The organism is Sutcliffiella halmapala, from assembly GCF_002019665.1.
Taxonomy (GTDB): Bacteria; Bacillota; Bacilli; order Bacillales; family Bacillaceae_I; genus Sutcliffiella_A; species Sutcliffiella_A halmapala.
Window position 1 is genome coordinate 1159942 of the sequence record NZ_KV917375.1, and the last position, 19284, is coordinate 1179225.

Sequence of the window (19284 nt, forward strand, 5' to 3'; positions counted from 1 at the left end):
TTTCCGCAGGAGGTTGCTTTTTACCTCCGAAGGAAAAATGGCTTATGACTCGAGGAGCTAGCCGGAGAAGCTAGACAATAAGAAAAGCGGAGCCGGCTCGTTCAGCTCCGAAAAGCATAAAGACATAAGGAGCTTTTTACGGATGAAAGAAATAGAGCTTAAGCTACAAGGGAAGATAAAAAGGCTTACCAATCGAACATTTAAATTTGATGAGCGTATAAAAGAAGGCTGGTTCTCGGCTGTATATTTTTTAAAGACCCGCGAAATTGTTCGTGATTATAAACCAGATAATATGGTAACTATGCAATTTTTCCAAAAGGAACATGCTGTACTTTGTGGAACTGATGAAGTAATTGCACTAGTAAAAACATTTGCTGATGATCCAGATTCTTTGGAGATTTATTCGCTAAAAGATGGCGATAAGATTAACCCATTTGAAACAGTACTAACTATTAAAGGGCCATACCAGAACTTCGGCTTTCTAGAAGGAGTTATTGATGGCATTTTAGCAAGACGTACTTCTGTTTCCACCAATGTTTACAATGTGGTAAAGGCTGCAGGACAAAAGCCAGTAATATTTATGGGGGATCGTGACGATCACTTTACACAACAAGCTGGAGATGGGTATGCTGCTCACATAGGTGGTTCAACTGCTCAAGCGACACATGCAATGAATGAGTGGTGGGGGAAAAAGGGAATGGGTACGATGCCACATGCATTAATCCAACTCTTTAACGGCGATGTAGTCGAAGCATCAAAGGCCTATCATGAAAAGTTCCCAGGAGATGATTTATTAGTACTAGTTGATTATAACAATGATGTCATTACTGATGCATTAAAGGTAGCAAGAGAATTTGGTGACAAGCTGAAGGGAGTTCGTGTTGATACATCGAGAACCATGATCGATCAACACTTTATTCGTAATCAAGATGTATTGGGAACCTTTGATCCACGTGGAGTTAATGCACCATTAATGTTTGCATTAAGAGAAGCACTTGATAATGAAGGCTTTGAACATGTGAAAATTGTGGTAAGTGGAGGCTTTACTCAAAAAAGAATTATGGAATTTGAAGAGCAGAAAGTTCCGGTAGACATCTATGGTGTTGGCGGAAGTCTACTGAAAATCCATATCGGTTTTACTGGAGATAATGTAATGCTTAACGGTGATCCCCAAGCAAAGGCTGGTAGAAAATACCGCGCTAATGAACGCTTAGAAAAAGTGGATTAATGTAATGTTGATGAACTAATCTATATAAACCAAGCTTTTTGGAAAAACTGGTAGACAAGATATTCTATCAGTTTTTTTCTCCGGATATTTTTTAGTTAGCAAACGACTTACACGAAGTGTTTTGGCTGTAAGAGGAACTTGTGCTTTTCTTAGTGGAGTAATATCGAATTTGATGTTATAATAACAAGTTGTTAGGCAAGTGACTTTTTACATAAGGTTTGAAAGGCTTGTAGTTATGGGAATTATCACTTTAAGTTGTATATCATATAATGTAACTATCGAAGTTACAAAGGCATTGCCTACAAATAAAAAACTACTATTCAGTTCGTCTGCAATGAAACCATGTAAACGAATTATATATAGATAAATGTTGGAGGTTTTTTCATGACCATTTATCATTTTGTTGGTATAAAAGGTACAGGGATGAGTGCTTTAGCGGGTATTCTTCACGATATGAAATTTGAAGTTCAAGGTTCTGATATTGAAAAGAAGTTTTTTACACAAAAAGGTTTGGAAGAAAAAGGAATAACAGTCCTTCCATTTGATAAAGATAATGTCCGAGAAAACATGACAATTATAGCGGGGAATGCTTTTCCAGATACGCATGAGGAGATAGTGGCTGCACATGCATTAAATGTTCCAGTAATCCGTTATCCACAATTTTTAGGGCAATTTATGGAGAAGTTCACGAGTGTTGCAGTAACAGGTGCTCACGGAAAAACTTCTACGACTGGCTTATTAGCTCATGTTATTCAAGGTGCGAAGCCTACCTCTTATTTAATCGGGGATGGCACTGGTAGAGGTGCAGAGGAAAGCGAATATTTTGTATTTGAGGCATGTGAGTATAAAAGACACTTTTTATCCTACCATCCAGATTACACAATTATGACTAATATTGATTTTGATCATCCAGATTATTTTGGAAGTATTGATGATGTATTCGATGCTTTTCAAGAAATGGCTCTTCAAGTGAAGAAAGGAATTATCGCTTGTGGAGATGATGAGTATCTTCAAAAAATCCAAGCCAAAGTACCAGTTATTTATTATGGATTAGGAGAAGAAAACGACTTTCAAGCGAGACATATCGAAAAGTCTACAGAAGGTACAACGTTCGATGTATTTGTGCGTAACAATCACTATGCATCATTTAAGATTAAAGGATATGGCGACCATAATATTATGAATTCGCTTGCTGTTATTGCTTTATGTCATTATGAAGGAGTACCAGCTGAAGTAATTCAAAGTCAATTGCTTACATTTGAAGGTGTAAAGCGGAGATTTTCTGAAAAAGTGTTTGGTTCCCAAGTATTAATTGATGATTATGCACATCATCCAACTGAAATTCGTGCTACCATCGATGCAGTAAACCAAAAGTATCCTAATCGTGATGTGATTGCTGTATTCCAACCACATACATTTACAAGAACACAGACATTCCTAAATGAGTTCGCGGACAGCTTGAATGGAGCTGATTATGTATACCTCTGTGATATATTTGGATCAGCACGTGAAAATCAAGGGAAATTAACAATCAACGATTTAAAAGAAAAAATAGAACAAGCGGAAATCCTTACTGAAGAAGGGACAGAAAAGTTGTCTCGACATGACAATAGTGTCATTATCTTCATGGGTGCAGGGGACATTACGAAGTTCCAAGAAGCTTATGAGAAACTACAAGTCACAGAATAAAGAGAACGGACACTTTCGATAAAGGAGGTGTCTTTTTTCTATGGACCTAGTTGGTAAAGCATTATTCCCCAGTAATTCACCTTATTTATTCGCCCAACAGCTTATCTCTACCAGTATCAAAAAGAAAAAATGGCTGCACTGCAGTGCTAGCCATTTTTTCTTAATAATTTGTTATTCTTTAAATAATAGTTCTACACTATCAACTATTATTTTAAATTCTCTGGATTTAATCCTTCTAATTCCGAAATTACAAAACGACCATCTTTTCGGATAAGAACATCATCAAAATAGATTTCTCCACCACCGTATTCAGGACGTTGAATCATGACCATATCCCAATGAATATCAGAATTATTGCCATTATATGCATCTTCATAAGCTTGACCAGGTGTAAAATGGAAGCTTCCATCAATTTTCTCGTCAAAAAGTATATCTTGCATTGGATGTTGGATATAAGGATTCACGCCTATTGCAAATTCACCGATATAACGAGCACCTTCGTCGGTATCAAAGATTTTGTTGATACGATCTGAATCATTTGCAGTTGCTTCTACAATTTTTCCGTCTCTAAATGTCAGGCTAACATTTTCATAGGTAAAGCCTTGGTATGGAGAAGGTGTGTTATATGTGATTTTTCCATTAACAGAATCTCTAACAGGGGAGGTATACACTTCACCATCTGGAATATTCATTTCTCCGGCACATTTAATAGCTGGAATATCTTTAATAGAGAAACTAAAATCCGTACCTTCGCCTGTGATACGTACCTTATCTGTTTTGTTCATCAGTTCAACAAGTGCGTCCATGGCATCACTCATTTTCCCATAATCAAGATTACACACATCAAAGTAAAAGTTTTCGAATCCTTCTGTGCTCATTTTAGCAAGCTGTGCCATAGAGGAGTTAGGGTATCTTAATACGACCCATCTCGTTTTAGGAACACGGATATCACGATGAACTTTTTTGCCAACCGTGCTACCTTGAATCTTTTGCTTCTCATCTGGAACATCAGAAAGCTCATTAATATTATCGCCTGAGCGCAAGCCGATATAAGCGTCCATGTTTTGCATCACATTTGCTTCGAAATCAGCTTTCATGTTAAATTGTTCTTCATTGGCACCTAAAAGAAGTGCGCGGTCTACTTGTACATCTTTTAAAGAAACAAATGGATATCCGCCTGCTTTGTATGCTTCTTCTACTAAAGCAACAACTAGCTCTCTTTGTAAGCCAAAGTTTTCAATTAAAACTTTTTCTCCTTTTTGAAGACGAACAGAATAGTTAATTAAATTTTTTGCTAATGTTTGTATACGAGGATCTTTCAAACGTATTACCCCCAATTATTGTTGTATTGTATGTACCTTCTTTATTGTAACCGAATTGCGTGAATTTGTTGATTTTTTTGTTTGAAGACAAGTGAAAAATTTTAAAAAGTAGGGGGGGAAGTTAGGTTCTTGTCTAACTCCACGAGACATAGACAATCTTTCCAGCAGTGGTAGATAAACCTACCCTATGCTTGTCGGAGCAACAGAAAGGGGTGTTTTTGCTTTTAATGTGATAATGTGTATTTTTTTGCAGGAATTTAATATTTTTCATAGAATAAGAAGGGGTATAAGATGTTTAAACTTATTCATGAAGGGTATAGACTTAGTATGTAACTAACACATCAGGAGGTGTCATATTTGATTGATTTGCTTTACGTAAGTGCAATTATTGTAGCTATTGCTTTTTTAATATTAGTAATTTTTGTTTCAAAAACTCTACGATCTGTGCAAGGCACATTAGATCAGGTTGCAGGTACTCTTGGAAGTATCGAGAAGCAAATGCAAGGAATAACTACAGAGACGGAACAAATTTTACATAAAACCAATGTCTTAATGGATGACATTCATGATAAATCACAGCAACTTAATACCGTAGTTACCGCTGTAAAGGATGTCGGTACTTCCATTCAAGGGTTTAATCATTCCGTATCCCGTTTATCTACTAACGTTGCGCAACAGTTAGACCAAAATCAAGATAAAGTATCACAAGTTGTACAATGGTCGAATGTAGCAATGGAACTTGTAGATAAATGGAATGAAAGAAAACAGAAAAATAAAACAAGCAAATTATGAGGAGGAATCAGAAATGAGTAAAGAAGAGACGAACAGAGATGGAATTAACACAAAGGACTTTTTAATCGGAACTTTAATTGGTGGAATTGTTGGAGCAACTACTGCACTTTTCCTAGCACCTAAATCAGGACGAGAGCTTCGTGAAGATATTACGGATCAAGCTACTCAACTCAAGGAAAAAACAGACACGTGGAAACAACAAGCTTCAGAATTTTCCACGGATTTAGCAGAGCAAGCAAAAGAAAAATCTAATCAACTTACCAAAGCCATTTCTGAACAAACTCAACAAGTAATGGATAAAGTGAAACACCTTAAAGATAAATCAATTGAGGTTTCTGCAGAATTACAAGAACAAGTACAGGAAATTATCTCTGAGGCTGCTACTGCTATTGAAAATGGGACAGAAGATATGACAGAAGAAGTGAAAAAGAAATTAGAAGACACAAAGTCTGCTTTAGAAGACGTAGAAAAACAATTAACAGAAACTAAATAACTTGAGAATCAAACGGCGAAGTGGTATGATAACTTCGCCGTTTTTATTCGGGAAAATATGGAGGAGGGTGTTAGCGTATGAGCAAAACGTTAATCCAATCTATTGAGCAATTTGATGAGTTAGTTAAGGATAAAGGCACTTTCTTATTCTTTAAAAATAGTACAACCTGCCCAATCAGTCATGCAGCTTATGAGGAATTCGAAAACTTTGTGGCAGACCATGAGGAAATCCCTTGTTATTTCCTAAATGTTCAAGAAGCTAGACCATTATCGAACTATATCGCTGAGACGTTTGCTGTTAAACACGAGTCTCCTCAAGCGCTTCTTTTTAAAGATGGAGAAGTAGCCTGGAATGCTTCCCATTGGAAAATTACTTATTCTTCTCTTCAAGAGAACGTTAAAGCTTAAAAACAAACGAACGAGTCATTTGACTCGTTCGTTTTAGTTAGAGGGAGTATTCTATAAAGAGTTATAGACCCTATCTGCCCCTTTTGAACGCCCTGTAGATTTACGTGCCAGTTGTTCCCGAGGGCTCCCTTCGACTTCGCATTCAAAGCAGGAGTCTCACACCTTGCTACCCCAATCAACAGGGGAGAGGGGTGAGACTTATCATTCCCCTTTTTCTTCATCCATAGTGCAAATTTGGTTTGCATGGGTGTCTTATTCTCTAAATATTTATTTTCTTTTCCCATTGGATATCTAATGTATCTCCCTGTTGAATAAGGTCATAAAAAGATGCTTCTTCTTCATTTCGCTTTAGTTTAAAGGAGCCAGCACCTTGTGGTTTCTCAATGTCCACAACTCTAAATATGTCCTGAAAAATAAATGGTTCTTTTCTTTTTACCATTAGTTGAAGATGGTCCCCGTTTGTAAGAATGTCCTCTTCCGTTAAAAGTACTCCGTTTCTATAAAATTCAAGCAATGGTTTTTGAAGGACTAGCTTTTTATCTTTATAGGTTACAGATATTTCTTGTTTGTATTCGTAGTTTTGGATGATAGCTAATGTTTTTACAGTAGGGACAGTGCCCTTTTTCCATTCAATACGGTCTTCAGGAGAAACCTTATCCTGAAAAGTAGCTTTCCATCCATTTTTAAAAAGCTGAACTGAGAACTGAGGAATCTCTGTTTTCTTCTCATTTAAATAAAGTATGAATGGAGAAAACACTTCGTCTAGATCTGCATCTTTTAAGCTTACTAGCTCTTTAATTGTAGTTGGATAGTGAAAGCTAACCTTATCACGGTCTGAAACCTTCTCTTCTAAGGATGCTAACTTTTCATTGAGGAGAAGAATTGGTTCAACAGTAATAGATTTTTCGTTTACGATGATGGAATAGGACGGTAAGTCTTCTCCAATTATTTCTTTAAGAGTAGCTGTGGCGGTAATTCCATCCTGCCCTTTTTTGACCTCTATCACATCGCCATTTTTGATGGAGTCATAGCTTTGAGCAAGTTCGCCATTTTTATAGATTGTAGGTGAATCGCCAAAACTACCTGGAAGTGTTATGCTCTTCCCGTTCACTTCTATCATTAATGCAAGTCCTGGCCTTCCTACAAGCTTATTTATGGCTATACCTGCAGCTAATAGGCTATCACCTATGGTGAGCTTTTTTACATCAAAGAGTCGTACTTGCAAGTCATTTACTGTAACCGACACATACTCTATAGGCTTCTGTTTGGCGGCTATAGCAATACCAATCGGAGTGACAAATTCTGGCCCATTGATTATGATATCTGAGTCCTGTAATTGTTGAATAGCATCTACGCCTCGGATGGCAACTCGATTTTCTGGAAGTTCGAGAAGACTGGCGATTTGTGCAGGTAGCTCGGGTGTTAGACTACCTCCGCCAACTAACATAACAGCTTTAGGTGATTGCTTATTATTTTGCCGCTTGATCTCATCGGTAATTGCTTTTGCAAGCTTTTTAATTGAAGGCAGTATATGTTCTACCATTTGTTCTTTCGGAAGAGTATGGACAAAACCTAAAATATCTGTAAAAGTCACTTGCTCTTTGGATATCAAGTCTCTTTTAGCTTTTTCGGCTTCTGGAAAATCCAATAAAAATTGATCACTTATACCTTCCGTAATTTCATCTCCTGCTACAGGTACCATACCATAGGCTGTTACCGTTCCCTCTTTCGTAATGGCAACATCAGATGTACCTGCTCCAATATCAACAAGTGCGACATTTAACCGGCGCATAGACGGAGGGATAAGTACATTTATTGCAGCGATTGGTTCAAGAGTAAGAGCTTCTAACTCAAGTTCGGCTCGTTGCAAAGCTGAAATTAATGATTCGACAACGATTTTTGGTAAAAAGGTAGAGATAACCTCAGTTGCAGCAAGTTCTCCTCGTTGATCAAGTAAACTACCTATTTCTTGACCATCAAGGTAGTACCGAAGAACAGAGTAGCCTACACAGAAATATTGATTTGGTCCATCATTCATCTGATCATTTAATAAATGTACTTGTGCTTCTTGAACGGCCGCTAATTCTAATAGGAAAATATCTTCCTCAGTGAATACAGACTTCCCTTTTATATCTTGAGTAGAATAGGCAGTTTGTGTCTTCAGTGCTCTTCCAGCAGCAGCAACACAGACCTTGGTTAAGGGGCCGTGCTTAATTTCAAGCTGTTCTTTTACATAGGTGATAACTTTGGAAACAGCTAGAATATCATGGATTTGGCCATCAAGCATTGCACGCTCATCATGTTCTTTTACTACCATATCCACTACTTTAAATCGTTCCTTACTTTGTTCGAGCAAGAGTCCGACTACAGATCTTGTCCCAATATCTAATGCAAATACTTTTTCGTTAGCATTCAAAATTAGTACACTTCCTTAAGATGTGTCATATAATACTTTATCGCTTAAAAGCGTTTAATTAATAAAGAGATTTTTAGTGACAATATCGATTTGTTCGTTTATAATAATCACTAATTAATAGAAATGTACCACAAGTTGGTACTGTTATAAATAAGGAAAGGATGAAATTAAATGAGTCATAACGAACTAGACGCCTTGCGTAAACAAGTAGAAGAATTAAACTTACAACTATTAGAGGTCATCAATAAGCGCGGTGAGCTTGTACAGGAAATTGGAAAGCTCAAGGAAGCGCAAGGTGTAAATCGATATGACCCTGTGCGAGAAAGAAAGATGTTAGATTTAATTACGGAGCATAATGATGGACCATTTGAGACATCTACTTTGCAACATCTTTTCAAAGAAATCTTTAAAGCAGGACTAGAGTTACAAAAAGATGATCATAGAAAAGCATTGCTAGTTTCTAGAAAGAAAAAACCTGAGGATACAATAGTCGATGTTAAAGGTGTAAAAATCGGTGATGGATCTCAGCATTTCATTATCGGTCCGTGTGCCGTAGAAAGCTATGAACAGGTTGCACAAGTTGCACAAGCAGCTAAAGCACAAGGGATTAAGTTGTTACGTGGTGGAGCTTTTAAACCAAGAACATCTCCTTATGATTTCCAAGGATTAGGTTTAGAAGGACTAAAAATATTAAAGCGTGTCGGTGATGAGTTTGATATGGCCATCATAAGTGAAATTATTAATCCAGCAGATGTTGAAACTGCCCTAGACTATGTAGATGTTATTCAAATCGGAGCACGTAATATGCAAAACTTTGAATTATTAAAAGCAGCAGGTGCGGTTAGAAAGCCAGTGTTATTAAAAAGAGGGCTAGCAGCAACGATAGATGAATTCATCAATGCAGCCGAGTACATCATTTCACAAGGAAATGATCAAATCATTCTATGTGAACGTGGAATCAGAACTTACGAGCGTGCAACTAGAAACACTCTTGATATTTCGGCAGTGCCTATCCTGAAAAAAGAAACACATTTACCTGTTTTTGTGGATGTAACACACTCTACTGGGCGAAGAGATTTATTATTACCAACTGCTAAAGCAGCATTAGCAATTGGAGCAGATGGTGTTATGGCGGAAGTACATCCGGATCCAGCTGTTGCTTTATCAGACTCTGCTCAACAAATGGATATTGATATGTTTAACGAATTCATTACAGAGCTACGCAGTCATTACGCATATAAAGCATAAATAATATTTTTCTAAAGACGAGCATAAAATAGCTCGTCTTTTCCATTTTCAAATGATAGAAGAGAAATAATTTATGCATAATAAGGCAAGATAAACAAAAAGGCTGTAAATTCGTTGCTTGTCCCATCATAATAACGTATGATAATAAGCATAAATGCGCTTTTTTCCATTTTTATTTTTCAATTATAATAATTTATCCCTACATAGATGCATGTAAATTTAAGGAGTGTATGTGAATGAATGTAACTATTTATGATGTTGCAAGAGAAGCGAATGTTTCGATGGCGACGGTTTCCCGTGTGGTGAACGGTAATCCTAATGTAAAACCAACAACTAGAAAAAAAGTATTAGAAGCGATTGAACGTTTAGGATATCGTCCTAATGCAGTAGCTCGAGGACTAGCGAGCAAGAAAACAACAACTGTAGGAGTTATTATTCCAGATATTTCGAATATCTTCTATGCTGAATTGGCACGTGGAATCGAAGATATTGCTACGATGTATAAGTACAATATAATCTTAAGTAATTCTGATCAAAATGTAGATAAGGAATTGCATTTATTAAATACAATGCTAGGTAAGCAAGTAGATGGAATCGTATTCATGAGCGGGAATATTACAGAGGAACTTGTTACAGAATTTGAAAAGTCCCCTGTCCCAATCGTATTGGCGGCATCAATTGAAAAAGATAATAAAGTCCCATCTGTTACGATTGATTATGTACAAGCAGCCTTTGATGCAGTTACCGCTTTGGTTGAAAAAGACCATAAGCGAGTAGGGTATGTTTCTGGACTATTCGATGAGCCGATAAATGGTGAATTGAAACTAACTGGTTACAAAAAAGCACTCGAAGAAGCGGGAATTTCTTATGATGAAGAAATTGTAATTGAAGGAGATTACTCCTATGATTCCGGTATCGAAGCTGTTGAAAAGTTGATTAGTTTAGAAAATAGACCAACTGCTATTTTTGTTGGAACAGATGAAATGGCACTAGGTGTGATCCATGGCGCACAAGACAATGGTCTTCATATTCCTAATGACATCGAAGTAATCGGCTTTGATAACACGCGTCTGGCTACAATGGTACGCCCTCAATTAACAACGGTGGTTCAACCAATGTATGATATTGGAGCAGTAGCAATGCGATTATTAACAAAATTCATGAACAAAGAAAAAGTGGAAGATCAAACAGTTGTACTTCCTCATAGAATTGAATTTAGGCGCTCAACAAAATAAAAAATATGTCGATATATATGTAAAAGAGGACAAAATGTTAAATGATTTGTCCTCTTTTTCTATAAATTTTTAATAAGCGCTCTAATGTCAGGAGAGAAAGTATGAAAAAGTTTGATATTCTAACACCTATTGGACTAGTTCTTGGATTTGCAATGATTATGTTAGGAATTATAAGCAGTTCAGGTATTGCTGGCTCCCTTTATTTTATTGATATTACGTCTATATTCATTGTTATAGGGGGTACGTTAGGAGCATTACTAGTCAATTTCAACTTACAAGAAATAAAATCCATGCCACGTGTTATGAGAGTAGCCTTTTCTCGTGAAGATACTAAGCTATCAAACCTTATTGAAACGTTCGTAAGGCTATCTGATCGTGCTAGACGTGAAGGTTTATTATCATTAGAAGCAGAGTTGGAAGATGTGGAAGATAAGTTTATAAAAAAAGGGGTACTATTAGCAGTTGATGGGGTAGAGCCAGAAGTAATAAATGATATTATGAATGCCGAAATCTCTGCTATGGAGGAACGTCATATAAAAGGAAGAACCTTATTAGAGAAAGCAGGAGAGTATGCACCAGCTTGGGGAATGGCTGGAACATTAATTGGATTAGTTTTAATGCTAAAGAATTTAGATGATCCAAGTTCATTGGGTCCAAATATGGCTATAGCTATTCTTACAACTTTATATGGAGTATTATTAGCAAATCTTGTTTTTCTACCGATGGCAAGTAAATTAGCTAATAAAACGGAACAGGAAGTGTTTTTTAAGCAAATAATCATTGAAGGTGTCATTGGGGTTCAATCGGGACAAAATCCCAAATTGCTAGAAGAAAAGCTATCTGCGTTCCTATCAACAGAGGAACGTAAAAAACAAGGAATAGAAGAAATAGAAGTACCGGAGGGAATGGAGGAGAAAGTTCAATGAAGATAAGGAAGCGTAAGGCGTCAAAGAGTGGAGGCGCTCCGGGATGGATGGTTACATTTTCCGACCTAGTTACACTTGTGCTTGTTTTCTTTATCTTACTCTTTTCCATGTCCCAAATAGATTTAGTAAAATTCAAAGCAGTAGCAAATTCCTTTAATAAAGTAAATATTTTAGATTATTATCCTTCTGCTGTTCCTTTTGATCATCCTAGTGACTATTCTATTGACTATGAGTCTACCAATAATAGAGATGGTGATGTGTCTAATGAAAATCAAGGAAATGCAAGCTTACAAGAACTTTTACAAGAAGTACAAGCTTTTTTAGAAGCGAATAATTTAGAGGATGTTGTAATTGCCAATCGGACAGAACGAGGGATTGTCTTAGTTCTGGAGGAAAAGGTGTTATTTGAAACTGCAGAAGCTACTATTCTACCAATTGCTCATCCATTTTTGGATAAAGTGGGAAGGTTGTTAAGCAAAATCCCTAATTTAGTCAAAGTGGAAGGACATACGGATAATCGTCCAATCTCAACTGGAAAATTCCCATCTAACTGGGAGTTATCTGCTGCTCGAGCAAGTAGTGTTATCCGTTATTTAGTAGCGGAGCATGATTTGGATGCGGAACGATTTGTTGCGGTAGGTTATGGTGAAACAAGACCAATTGTGCCAAATAATTCTAGTGAGAATTATCAAAAGAATAGAAGGGTGGAAATTGTGATTTCTGACCCACAGCATGAGGAAAGGATCAATTGATATTGGTCTTTTTTTTGTTACCCTGAAAAATAAGTAGGTTGCCTGTTAAACTCCCTGTTGATCTCCGTTGCAGGTGTTCGCTTTCCGCGGGGTCTCCTCGGCTTTGCCTGGGTCTCCACAAAGCGCTACTTCCCGCAGGAGTCTCATACCTTCCACTTCAATCTACAGGGGAGACGGGGAAACTTAACATCTCCCTTTTTCATGAACCATGATGCAAATTTTCTTTGTATTGCATGGGTGTCTATCCAGAAAATAGATAGGTTATCTGTTAAACTGCCTGATGATTTCCGTTCTAGGCGCTCGTAACAAATATCGTTTCAAAGTTAAGAAGGAGCTAAAACTTACAACCTTTTTTAGAATATAACAGGAAAAAAGCCAACCTGAATTTGGTTTGGCTTTAGTTTCTTGGTAGTATTAATATTTCTACTCGTCTGTTTTGTGCTTTGCCTGTTGCTGTTTCATTGGAAGTGATAGGTTTGAATTCGCCAAAGCCTTTAGCACTGAACCAACTTGGGTCGAGTTTATCATTTTCTATAATAATTTTCATAAAATTAACAGCTCTCATGACACTTAATTCCCAGTTTGATGAAAATTGGGAATTGTTAATTGGGACATTATCTGTATGGCCACTTATAATAATGTTTCGAGGTGGATCCAATACTAATAAATCTGAAATTTCTTTAGCAATCACCAAATCTTCTTTTCTTACTTGATCACTACCAGATGTAAATAGTACGTTATCACGAATTAAGATTAATAGTCCTTCATCTGTTAAGGAAGTATCGAGATTATTATTTAACTTTTTATCTATAATATAAGTGTTAATCTTTTTTTGTAGTGATACTAGTTCTTGCCAGTCGATCTCCTTATCCCGCTTTTCTTCCTTTTCCTTATCGTCTTGCTCTTCTTGCTCATCTAAAACGGTTGCGTTCTCGCGAGAAATGGGACTTGGATACTCGAGGATACCTGTACCCTTAGTAAAAACTTCATTAAAAACCTCAGAAAGTGCTTGAAACTTTTTGGCATCGATGGAACTCATTGAGAATAAAACAATAAACAATGCTAAAAGGAGAGTTAAGAGATCAGCATAAGGAATTAACCAAGACTCATCAATATGCTCTTCATGGTTTTGCTTCTTCCGACGCCTACTCATTCTTTTCTAAATCACTTTCTTCAAGGATTTTTTTTCTTTCACTTGCTGGCAAATAGGAGGATAGCTTACGTTCAATAACTCTAGGCGCTTCGCCTTCTAAAATGGATAATATTCCTTCAATCATCATATATTTCAATTGTGCTTCTTGTTTTGATTTCCTCTTTAGCTTATTTGCAAATGGATGCCAAAGCACATACCCTGTGAAAATCCCGAGTAATGTCGCAACGAATGCAGCACTAATGGCTTTTCCTAATCCTTCTATATCATTCATATATTGTAAGGCAGCAACTAAACCAATAACTGCCCCCAAAACTCCTAATGTCGGTGCGTATGTTCCAGCTTGAGTAAATATTAATGCTCCTGATTGATGTCTGTCTTCCATCGCTTCAATTTCTTCTGATAATACATCACTGATAAAATCTGCACTTTGTCCATCAATTGCTAATGATAATCCATTCTTTAAAAAATCATCTTCCACTTCATTTGTTTTTGTTTCAAGTGCTAGCAGCCCTTCTTTTCTTGCCACTTGAGCCCAGCTTGAGAACATTTTAATTAATTCGATTGGGTCCATTAATTGCTTTTCTTTAAATAAAATACCAAAAAGCTTTGGCACTCTTTTGATTTCAGAGCTTGGAAAGGCGATTGTTACTGCTCCTACTGTACCTAACAAAATAATTAAAAGAGCTGCTGGATTGATTAACGCAACCGGACTAACTCCTTTAAAAAACATCCCTACTCCAACAGCTATTAACCCTAAGATTAGACCTATTATCGATGACTTGTCCATATGAAATGCCCACCTGTCTTTTTTACACGGCTGTTTGCTATTGTATAAACCTCGATACATTTGAAAGTATAGACATTTATTAATAACTAAACTCCTTCTATAATTATTTCGACAAAATCTCTTATTCTTTTAGGGATTGTTACTTATTATTTTATAAAATTATTGAAAGTTTGTTTAATAATAGGGGGAGAGGTAAAATAAATTACGTGGATATGAATATCACCAATAAGTTATTCATAAATCATGGCCTTATAGTTATGCGATAAAAAACACTCCCCCTATAATTAGGAAAAGTGTTAATTTTTATTGTTCAGCCGATATTGTGGTTATCTTTACGAAGGTGGCTGATAGGGTATAGAGCTTTTAATAGTATTTGTTTATTTTTTTCTGTAATTTCTTGTTTTCGCGGGATGTCCTTGTACATATTTGTTGGATCCTCCCATGTCACTGGAAGTTCGACAGGTGAAGCATCTTGCCAGGTTTCGAGCCACTCGTTTGGTATTGCACCATGTACATTATTTTTATCAATCATTTCTGCCCAAATATGGGACCATGCTCTCGGGACTACTCTCCAGATATCATAGCCACCGCCACCTACTGCGATCCAGCGACCGTTACAGTGTTGATGTGCTAGTTTATGTGCTAGCTTTGGAATTTCACGGTATACGTTAATGGTTGTGGAGAGATGTGTAAGTGGATCATAGTAATGGGCATCTACTCCGTTTTGCGTTAAGATAATGTCTGGTTTGAAAAAGTCTGCGATTTCAGTAAGCGCTTGCTCATAAACCTCTAGAAAGGATTCGTCCTCTGTAAAAGCATCGATGGGTACATTAAAGGAATAGCCATAACCCTCACCTTGGCCACGTTCATTGACATTACCTGTTCCAGGGAACAAGTATCTACCTGTCTCATGAATCGATAAGGTGCAAACGTCAGGGTCTTCATAGAAGGCCCACTGTACACCATCTCCATGATGGGCATCGGTATCTACATATAGTACACGGGCATTATACTTTTCTTGCAAATATTTAATGGCAACAGCACTATCATTGTAAATACAAAATCCAGAAGCTTTGCCACGAAAACCATGATGAAGACCTCCACCTAGATTTAGTGCATGTTCTGCTTTTCCGTTCATCACATAGTCTACGGCTGTTAATGTACCACCAACAAGCAGTGCACTAGCCTCGTGCATATTAGGAAAGATGGGGGTATCCTCTGTTCCAAGTCCATAGTTGCTTGCTTTTTCTTTTGATAATAATCCCTTACCAGCTAGTTTTACTGCTTCGATATAACGAGGGTCATGAATGGAAGTCAATTCCTCATCAGTTGCCATTCTTGGTGGCACAACATCTTGAAAGGAAAGTAGATTACTTTTTTGAAGTAAATCGTATGTCAACTTCACTCTAAGCTGGTTAAAAGGGTGATTTTCACTAAATTTATACGTTTGAAAATCATCCGAGTAAACAAAAACCGCTTTTTTCATGAGGTAACACCTGGCAAATTCGGCCATAGAACTTCATAGCCTTCCTTTTGTAAATCCTTAATTACCCCAGTAGGATTCATCGTATAAACTCTAAAAACTAGTATTTTATAGCGCTCGTCTTCATGTGGATACACAAGTACACTTAGAATATTAAGCTTTCTTTCTCGCAAGATAGAGGTGACCTCCGCTAGTTTTCCAGAGATATTTTCAACTTTCACTTCAAATTGTGATGCTGGCTGATTGGCACCTGTGAGTTGAACAAATGTATAAAGTAAATCAGATTCTGTTACGATACCCACTAGTTTTGAATCTCTTACAATTGGAAGACAGCTAATTTTGTATTCAAAAAATAATGCTGCAACCTCCTCGACAAAATCTAGTGGATGGCCTGTTAATAGATTCGTTTTCATCACCTTTGATAAAGGCTGTGTTAAATCATCATTTTTGAAATTCTCAGAAAGTGAGGAATGCAAGACATCCCGAACATCCCGGTCTGATATAATGCCGACTAATTGCTTTTTAGCATTAACAATAGGTATATGACGAATACTCTTTTTTTCCATTAGATCCAAAGCATGTTCAACCGTATCGGTTGGAAGTAAGGTATGAACATTGCTCTTCATAATTCTTTCGACTATCATTGATTCTCCCCCTTGTTAAACAAGTTCTCCTAAGACATCATATGCTAGTACATAAAGCGGTTGTGAAAGCGAAGTTGATCAAATCTTTGAACAGATTCTGAATCGACATTTTTCCCAATTCGAGCCATTAAACAATTGGCAGGATGAGAGCTGATTTCTGGATCATCTGTTGCGTAATATTCTAATCCACCAGCATTCATCATTTTTTCCATCACTTTTCGGTATTCCCAAACATTTAATCCTGTTCCCTTTAAATCCCAGTGCCAATAATATTCGGTAGTAATCACGATATAGTCTTCCATCATCTTATCCATCATCGATACTTGTAATAGAGTTTTACCAACAGAGCTACCACGAGCTTCAGGTACTACTTCAATGGCTCCTAGCTCAATCAAATTCTCCATTTTTCCTTCTGACCATCTTTCCATAGGATCTGGATATAAATAAGTTACATATCCTACGATAGTATCTTGGGTCCTTGCGATAAGAATTCTACCCTCAGGAAGATCAGCAATTTCAATTAATGCTTTTCTCTGTTGCTCTGGTGGTCTAAAAGCAATTAAATCCTCGTGGAATTCATAACTCGCTAATTTATCTGCTGAAACAGGTCCTTCAATTATTATGCGACTATTTTTCGTTTTAATTTCTTTTGCATTATACGTTTTTCTATGTTCCATCTAGTAATCCACCCACTTTTGTCTACGATAGTATAAAACTATTTTCTCATTATACTGAAAAAAAACAAGGGAAATAAAACGCTTTCAAAATGTTACTATTCCAGTTTACAAGAAAACAGAAAATTATTCATGCAATAATACTAATTTTTTTAAAATTGAGAAAAGATAGAAACTGTACTATAATAGAGGGTATATTTTACATAAGGGGGAGTTGTAGATGAAAGTGGAAGCGTTACCAGTAACAAAGGGGAACTATAATCTAGAAGACTATCAACAAACCTATCCAACTTTTGATTGGACGGAAGTAGAGAAAAACTTTAGTTTTGCAGAAACAGGTAGGGTGAATGTGGCATATGAAGCAATAGATCGTCATGCCCTAACACATCGTAAAAATAAAGTAGCTTTATATTATCGCGACACAGAACGTGAGGAAAAATACACGTTTAAAGAAATGAAAGAAATGTCCAACAAAGCTGGAAATGTATTAAGACAAATTTGTGATGTAGAAAAAGGGGACCGAGTATTTATTTTTATGCCTCGTTCCCCCGAGTTATATTTTGCAGCACTGGGAGCAATCAAATTAGGGGCAATTGTTGGGCCACTATTTGAAGCTTTTATGGAAGGTGCTGTTAAGGACCGTCTAGAGGACAGTGAAGCGAAGGTAATCATCACAACACCTGAATTAGTAAAGCGAATTCCATTAGATGAACTTCCGGGATTAAAGCATGTTGTATTAGTTGGAGAAAATGTAAAAGAAGAAGGGTCTGTTGTTGATTTCAAAGCCCGAATGAAGGTAGCGAGTAAAAAACTTCAAATTGAATGGGTTGAAAAGACAGATGGATTAGTGCTTCATTACACGAGTGGATCTACCGGAAAACCTAAAGGAGTATTGCATGTCCATAATGCGATGGTGCAACATTATCAGACTGCTAAATGGGTGCTAGATTTAAAAGAAGAAGATGTATATTGGTGTACAGCTGATCCAGGTTGGGTTACAGGCACCGCATACGGTATATTTGGTCCTTGGCTAGTGGGAGCTTCGAATGTTGTTGTAGGTGGACGCTTTAGACCAGAAGCATGGTATCAAACAATAGAAGATTATGGAGTTTCCGTATGGTATAGTGCTCCAACAGCCTTCCGTATGTTAATGGGTGCTGGTGATGAAGTAGTGAAAAAATTCGACTTATCCTCATTACGTCATATCCTAAGTGTTGGAGAACCTTTAAATCCGGAAGTGATTCGTTGGGGAGTGAAGGTATTTAGCTTACGCGTTCATGATACATGGTGGATGACAGAAACAGGTGCACAATTAATCTGTAATTACCCTTGTATGGAAATCAAACCTGGTTCCATGGGTAAACCAATTCCAGGGGTGCAAGCGGCAATTGTTGATGATCAAGGGAATGAGTTACCTCCATATAGAATGGGGAATCTCGCAATTAAAAAAGGCTGGCCATCGATGATGCACACCATTTGGAATAACAAAGAAAAGTATGAATCTTATTTCATGCCAGGTGGTTGGTATGTTTCAGGAGATTCCGCTTATATGGATGAGGAAGGTTATTTTTGGTTCCAAGGACGTATTGATGATGTGATCATGACTTCTGGAGAGCGTGTTGGCCCATTTGAAGTAGAAAGTAAGCTATTGGAGCATCCTGCTGTTGCGGAAGCAGGAGTTATCGGGAAGCCAGATCCAGTACGTGGCGAAATTATCAAAGCCTTTGTCGCATTGCGAGATGGTTTTGAAGCGAGTGATGAACTGAAAGAGGAAATTCGTCAGTTCGTTAAACGAGGTCTTGCAGCACATGCGGCACCTCGAGAAATCGACTTCCGTGATAAATTACCAAAAACACGAAGCGGGAAGATCATGCGTCGCGTGTTGAAAGCTTGGGAGTTAGACCTACCGACTGGCGATTTATCAACGATGGAGGATTAAGGATTAATTTAGCATTGTTTTAGATGTTGTGCAGCCATCCCTATTTGTAAGGGGTGGTTGTTTTTTTATGCTGTTATTTGGTGGGAATGTTTAATA

Annotated in this window: 17 protein-coding genes; 10 read left to right on the top strand and 7 right to left on the bottom strand. The window is 37.2% G+C overall.

Features of this window, described 5'->3' with window-relative positions; translation table 11 throughout:
* Positions 1-142: 142 nt before the first annotated feature.
* Together BK580_RS05525 and murC are read left to right on the top strand one after the other, a co-directional pair.
* Positions 143-1228, top strand: a complete 1086-nt coding sequence (locus BK580_RS05525) for a nicotinate phosphoribosyltransferase (RefSeq protein ID WP_078379363.1) — start codon at positions 143-145, stop codon at positions 1226-1228.
* A 384-nt stretch (positions 1229-1612) separates the two neighbouring features.
* The gene (gene murC / locus BK580_RS05530) at positions 1613-2917 is read left to right on the top strand and encodes a UDP-N-acetylmuramate--L-alanine ligase (protein ID WP_078379364.1); all 1305 of its coding nucleotides are present in this window, start codon (positions 1613-1615) and stop codon (positions 2915-2917) included.
* Positions 2918-3123: 206 nt separating this feature from the next.
* Here the strand turns inward: murC and BK580_RS05535 are convergent, their stop codons facing one another.
* Positions 3124-4239 (bottom strand): aminopeptidase, encoded by a 1116-nt coding sequence (locus tag BK580_RS05535; protein WP_078379365.1) that lies wholly within the window; start codon positions 4237-4239, stop codon positions 3124-3126.
* Between the two features lie 357 nt (positions 4240-4596).
* Here BK580_RS05535 and BK580_RS05540 point away from each other — a divergent pair, with 357 nt between their 5' ends.
* The 3 genes from BK580_RS05540 to ytxJ all read left to right on the top strand — a co-directional run bounded on the left by BK580_RS05540 (position 4597) and on the right by ytxJ (position 5931).
* Positions 4597-5031 carry a DUF948 domain-containing protein gene (locus BK580_RS05540; protein WP_078379366.1) on the top strand — a complete coding sequence of 145 codons (435 nt, stop codon included), beginning with the start codon at positions 4597-4599 and terminating at the stop codon, positions 5029-5031.
* Between the two features lie 13 nt (positions 5032-5044).
* Entirely contained in the window at positions 5045-5524 is a 480-nt protein-coding gene (locus BK580_RS05545) for a YtxH domain-containing protein (RefSeq protein WP_078379367.1), read from the top strand.
* 77 nt (positions 5525-5601) lie between these two features.
* Positions 5602-5931: a bacillithiol system redox-active protein YtxJ gene (gene ytxJ, locus BK580_RS05550; protein ID WP_078379368.1), complete on the top strand. Its 330-nt coding sequence runs from the start codon at positions 5602-5604 to the stop codon at positions 5929-5931.
* A 259-nt stretch (positions 5932-6190) separates the two neighbouring features.
* Here ytxJ and pilM read toward each other — a convergent pair whose 3' ends face one another.
* On the bottom strand, positions 6191-8347 hold the full coding sequence (gene pilM / locus BK580_RS05560; RefSeq protein WP_078379370.1) for a pilus assembly protein PilM: 2157 nt from the start codon (positions 8345-8347) through the stop codon (positions 6191-6193).
* Between the two features lie 171 nt (positions 8348-8518).
* Here pilM and BK580_RS05565 point away from each other — a divergent pair, with 171 nt between their 5' ends.
* From BK580_RS05565 to motS, 4 genes are all read left to right on the top strand, one after another.
* The gene (locus tag BK580_RS05565) at positions 8519-9595 is read left to right on the top strand and encodes a bifunctional 3-deoxy-7-phosphoheptulonate synthase/chorismate mutase (protein ID WP_078379371.1); all 1077 of its coding nucleotides are present in this window, start codon (positions 8519-8521) and stop codon (positions 9593-9595) included.
* A 236-nt stretch (positions 9596-9831) separates the two neighbouring features.
* Positions 9832-10830 carry a catabolite control protein A gene (ccpA, locus tag BK580_RS05570; RefSeq protein WP_078379372.1) on the top strand — a complete coding sequence of 333 codons (999 nt, stop codon included), beginning with the start codon at positions 9832-9834 and terminating at the stop codon, positions 10828-10830.
* 101 nt (positions 10831-10931) lie between these two features.
* The gene (motP, locus tag BK580_RS05575) at positions 10932-11756 is read left to right on the top strand and encodes a flagellar motor protein MotP (RefSeq protein ID WP_078379373.1); all 825 of its coding nucleotides are present in this window, start codon (positions 10932-10934) and stop codon (positions 11754-11756) included.
* On the top strand, positions 11753-12508 hold the full coding sequence (gene motS / locus BK580_RS05580) for a flagellar motor protein MotS (RefSeq protein WP_078379374.1): 756 nt from the start codon (positions 11753-11755) through the stop codon (positions 12506-12508). The genes motP and motS overlap by 4 nt, the downstream gene beginning before the upstream one ends.
* Positions 12509-12905: 397 nt before the next feature.
* On the opposite strand, the gene motB is transcribed toward motS, so the two are convergent.
* The 5 genes from motB to BK580_RS05605 all read right to left on the bottom strand — a co-directional run bounded on the left by motB (position 12906) and on the right by BK580_RS05605 (position 17252).
* Positions 12906-13661: a flagellar motor protein MotB gene (motB, locus tag BK580_RS05585; protein ID WP_078379375.1), complete on the bottom strand. Its 756-nt coding sequence runs from the start codon at positions 13659-13661 to the stop codon at positions 12906-12908.
* Positions 13654-14448: a flagellar motor stator protein MotA gene (motA, locus tag BK580_RS05590; RefSeq protein WP_078379376.1), complete on the bottom strand. Its 795-nt coding sequence runs from the start codon at positions 14446-14448 to the stop codon at positions 13654-13656. Before motA ends, motB begins: the two co-directional genes overlap by 8 nt.
* A gap of 310 nt (positions 14449-14758) precedes the next feature.
* Positions 14759-15961, bottom strand: coding sequence for an acetoin utilization protein AcuC (locus BK580_RS05595; protein ID WP_078379377.1), 1203 nt, complete (start codon positions 15959-15961; stop codon positions 14759-14761).
* Entirely contained in the window at positions 15931-16575 is a 645-nt protein-coding gene (locus BK580_RS05600) for an acetoin utilization AcuB family protein (RefSeq protein WP_078379378.1), read from the bottom strand. The genes BK580_RS05595 and BK580_RS05600 overlap by 31 nt, the downstream gene beginning before the upstream one ends.
* A gap of 44 nt (positions 16576-16619) precedes the next feature.
* Positions 16620-17252 (bottom strand): GNAT family N-acetyltransferase, encoded by a 633-nt coding sequence (locus BK580_RS05605; protein WP_078379379.1) that lies wholly within the window; start codon positions 17250-17252, stop codon positions 16620-16622.
* Between the two features lie 217 nt (positions 17253-17469).
* Between BK580_RS05605 and acsA the strand changes: the two genes are divergently transcribed.
* Entirely contained in the window at positions 17470-19188 is a 1719-nt protein-coding gene (gene acsA, locus BK580_RS05610) for an acetate--CoA ligase (RefSeq protein ID WP_078379380.1), read from the top strand.
* The last annotated feature ends 96 nt before the right edge of the window (positions 19189-19284 follow it).